At 41.9% G+C, this 4,474-nt stretch carries 3 protein-coding genes; 1 reads left to right on the forward strand and 2 read right to left on the reverse strand.

Annotation, left to right across the window (positions count from 1 at the left end; genetic code table 11):
• A partial coding sequence (locus tag CALSC_RS00445) for a COR domain-containing protein (RefSeq protein WP_143288104.1) occupies positions 1 to 2,152 on the forward strand: 2,152 nt, incomplete at its 5' end.
• Positions 2,153 to 2,380: 228 nt separating this feature from the next.
• Here CALSC_RS00445 and CALSC_RS00450 read toward each other — a convergent pair.
• Entirely contained in the window at positions 2,381 to 3,283 is a 903-nt protein-coding gene (locus tag CALSC_RS00450; protein ID WP_088239474.1) for a cell division protein FtsX, read from the reverse strand.
• Positions 3,284 to 3,706: 423 nt separating this feature from the next.
• The coding region (locus CALSC_RS00455; RefSeq protein WP_268807169.1) for a calcium-binding protein at positions 3,707 to 4,474 on the reverse strand (768 nt) is incomplete at its 5' end.

A 4,474-nucleotide genomic window follows, 5' to 3' on the forward strand; every position in this document is an offset into this window, starting at 1 on the left:
CACCTACCTTGACCTCTATAACAACCAAATAAGGGAGATACCAGAGGCGATCGAAAGTTTGCCAAAATTGGAAACACTAGATTTACGGGGAAATCCGCTTCCTATTTCACCAGAGATTTTAGGATCTTCTGATCATGTTGGTTCAGTTGAAGACATTTTCAATTACTTGCGATTACTCCGTAGCGGTGAAGTGCGTCCACTCAACGAAGCCAAACTCTTACTCATCGGACAAGGTAGCGTCGGCAAAACATCACTCATCCAGCGACTAATCCGCAATCAATATGATAAAAATCAACCCCAAACCGACGGACTCAATGTAGAAAATTGGAAGGTGCAGGTAAATAGCAAAGACATCCGCCTGAATGTTTGGGACTTTGGCGGACAGGAAATTTATCATGCCACCCATCAGTTTTTTTTAACTAAGCGTAGCCTCTATCTCCTAGTCTGTAATTGTCGCACCAGCGAAGAAGAAAACCGCATCGAATATTGGCTGAAACTAATCGAAAGCTTCGGTGGACAGTCCCCTGTGATTATCGTTGGTAACAAAAAAGACGAACAACCCCTCGACATCAACCGCAAGGCATTACGGGACAAATACCCCAACATCCAAGCCATTATCGAAACCTCCTGCAAGGACGATATCGGCATTGATGAACTTCGCACCGCCATTTTGCAGCAAATCGCCCAGCTCAAGGAAGTCTACGATCTTCTACCCTTGACATGGTTTGAGGTGAAACAACAACTCGAAGCCATGACTGAAGACTTCATCACCTACAGTAAATATATTGGCATCTGCTACGAAAACGAGATTCCCGAAGAACAAAACCAAGAGCAACTAATCGACCTGCTACATCGACTTGGTTTAGTTCTCAATTTCCGCGAGCATCCCATCCTCAAAGATACCAATGTCCTCAAACCCAACTGGGTGACAGAAGGCATTTATGCCCTCCTGAGTGATGAAAACCTCAAAACTAAAGCCAAAGGCATTTTCACCCCCGCAGATCTCACCCGCATCCTCAATCAAGAGCGATATCCTCCCCAGCGTCATCGCTATTTGATCGGGCTGATGAAAGAATTTGAGCTTTGCTTTGCACTAGAATCTCAACCACCACAATTCCTGATTGCGGGACTTCTACCCAAAGAACAACCAGATGAAACAGAACTAGAAAAGGAAACCCTGGAATTTCAATACCATTACAAAGTTCTCCCCGAAAGCATCATTTCCCGCTTCATCGTCATCACCCACACAAAAATTCATAAGCAAACCTATTGGCGCAGTGGTGTAATGCTGGAACATCGGGAAAATAAAGAAATCTACAACATCGCTCGCATTAAAGCCGATCCTGAAGACAAAAAAATCTTCATCACCATTAGCGGACATCAAGAAACCCGTCGCTTATTTCTCGGTATTCTCCGCGATGTCTTTCAAAAAATCCACAACACTCTTCCTAATCTCGAAATCACTGAATGGGTTCCCGTCCCTGGCTATCCCAAACACCCACCCCTGGACTACCAAGAACTCCTCGGACTTGAATCAATGGGTGAAACCACAGTCACTATCGGCAAATTAAAATTAAAACTCGATCTGCGTCAACTTTTAGATGGTTATGAATCCCTAGAATCCCGGCGAAAATTACACAACAGAGATGTCTATTCAGATAATAGGGCTGCATACGAAGATATGCGAGATATTGCTAAACTAGCTGTCAGCAGAGAAATTAAAATTAATAATAATAATAAAGCTATGTCAGAAAATCCTCAATTTACAAACAACTTTCAAAATCCAAATATTGCCAACTTTGCCAACGAAGTCAAAGACAACGCCAGTCAGCAAGCCTCTAATTTCACCCAAACAAGCGGCGCAAACATCACCGAAATTCTGCAATTAATCGACAACCTGCGCCAAGTTGCTGCCCAATTCCCACCAGAAATCCGTGACGATATGATCATTGATATTGATGATGTAGAAGCAGAAATTCAAAAGCCAGAACAAGAACGCAGTGTACCTAAGTTAAAAAAGCGTCTAGTAGCTTTACTGACTGCTGCTAGTGTAGCTGCTACACCGATTGCTGGGATGACAGACTTTGCCAACAACGTTATGGAAATAGGGGAAAAATTAAATATTGAATTACAACTTCCTTCTGGCTTCTAAGTAGGGGAGCAGGGAGCAGGGAGTAGGGAGCAGGAACAATTCTACTTATACCAATTTAAATAATGTTTGCAACATATAAGTTCTTCGTAAGGGCACGGCACCAGTAAAATAATTTTATATACCAAAAGATTATGGATGTTCCCTACCCATTTGTCCCATCCTTTTTTCAAAATGGTATTAGATAATTGATGGTGCAAATTATTTTCCATCGGGACAGCTTTCTTCAATCTAAACTTTGGCGAACCGACGAACCGCAAACAAACTACCAATTAATCCCACAATCGAGCCAAAACTTAATAACACCAAAGGTAATAGTATAGTTTGTGCTAGGGATAATTTTAAACCATCAGCCAGAAATTGAATAAATTCTGGTTGCTTAGCTAATAATTGCCCTAAAAACTGTTGAATAATACTAATAAAACTCCAAGCGATCGCACCACCGAGTAATCCAAATGTAATCCCTTGCAATACAAAAGGTAAATAGATCCAAGTAGAAGTAGCACCCACCAATTGCATAACTTCAATTTCCTTACGTCTTGCCATGACAATCAGACGGATGGTAGTGGTAGTGACAGCGATCGCGGTTATAGTTAAGACAGTAGTAATGGTAAAGCTCACCCAATTTAGACCTTGATGTAACTGGGAAACTCTACGTACTGCTTCATCCACATATTGTACGGAATCAACACCCTTTATCTTGACCAATTGAGTAGCCAAAGTGGGCACAGCCTCAGAATTAAGAGCCTTAATTGTCAACTCATCCACCAAGGGATTTTCTCCTAATTGCTGAGTCACAGCTTCAATATCAGACATTCCTAGTTCTTTGACTAATTCAGTCCAAGCTTGTTCTTTGGTGATAGTTTGGATTGCTGACACCTGGGGCATTTTTGCTACAAGCGGTGCAATACTTTCCACACTGGCATGTGGTTTGAGATAAACTGATACTTCCAATTGACTACCAAATTGGTTGAGTAAAGTTTCTAATTGCCAGGATGTTTGCAGGCTCATGCCGAATAAAAACAGTAACACTGTCACAGTACTAATGGCAGCCCAATTCATCCAACTTCCCCGTTGTAAACCCAGCCACGTTTCTTTGAGTAGATAGTCCAGTTTCGTGAGTATTTTAAACACAATTATGCCCCGATACAGTCTAAATGTGTGGGATAACTCATTGTAAAGATATTGCTAGGTAATGTCTCTTAATATATGTATTTCTATTGATCGTATTGTTAACTATTAAACATATAAAACCGCTCAGATGACACCATTTAAAAAAAAGAATGGGACAGATAGGTAGGGGCACGGCACCAGTAATATCATATCCGGTTAAAGACTTATCGTTAGGACAGCAAGAGAACAGGGAACAAGGAACAGAGGGCAGAAGCAAGAAAAAATTATACTTAGATCATTGATGGTGAAAATGTTTTCATCGGGACTGCCTTGCCCAAAGGACAGATAAATAAATTACCCCAACTTCTTCAAGGAAGTTGGGGATCGAATGTATCTAACTTTTAAGGAATGAGCTTGGGGCGGTTCACACCTTAACTCAAACGGTTAAACAGTAGTAAAGTCAGAACTGGTGAGGGTTGTGGTATTCACCCCAGCCACGATTGCTAGGACTTCATTAGTAGAAGTCAAGATGATCTGATTCCGAGAGAAAGATAAGTCGTCGAATCCAATACCACCAGATAAACCGATGGTATCAAGGCCACTAAAGTCAGTAATGATATCTTTTCCTTCACCAGCAGCAAGAACAAAAAGATCAGCACCATCACCACCGTTTAAGAGATCTCGCCCATCACCACCAATCAGGGTATCATTGCCATCACCACCAATCAGGGTATCTCGCCTATCACCACCTTTTAAGGTATCATCCCCTTCATTTCCGAAAAGTCTATCCTTGCCATCACCACCGCTTAAGCTATCATTGCCAAGACCACCAATCAGGTTATCTCGACCATTACCACCTCTTAAGGTATCATCTCCTTCATTCCCGAAAAGCTTATCAGCGCCATTATCACCTTTTATGACATCATCCCCTTCCTTTCCGAAAATCTTATCAGCGCCATTGTCCCCGGATATCGTATCATCAACTATGGTACCAGTAAGATTATCTTTCTTATCTGTACCATTGATGATATTAGCGGTGGTATTCTCAAAGTAGTTGATAGCATTGCGGAATTCCCCGATGTAAGCATCTAAATCTCCATCGCCGTCGATGTCGGCAAAGGAGGGGGAAGAGCTAACTCCCACGTTCACATTATTGAAAGGATTGTCGCTGCCAGTTACCTCAGTGAAGTTGCCGGAACCATCATTCTCAAA

Source organism: Calothrix rhizosoleniae SC01 (genome assembly GCF_900185595.1).
Taxonomy (GTDB): Bacteria; Cyanobacteriota; Cyanobacteriia; order Cyanobacteriales; family Nostocaceae; genus Calothrix_A; species Calothrix_A rhizosoleniae.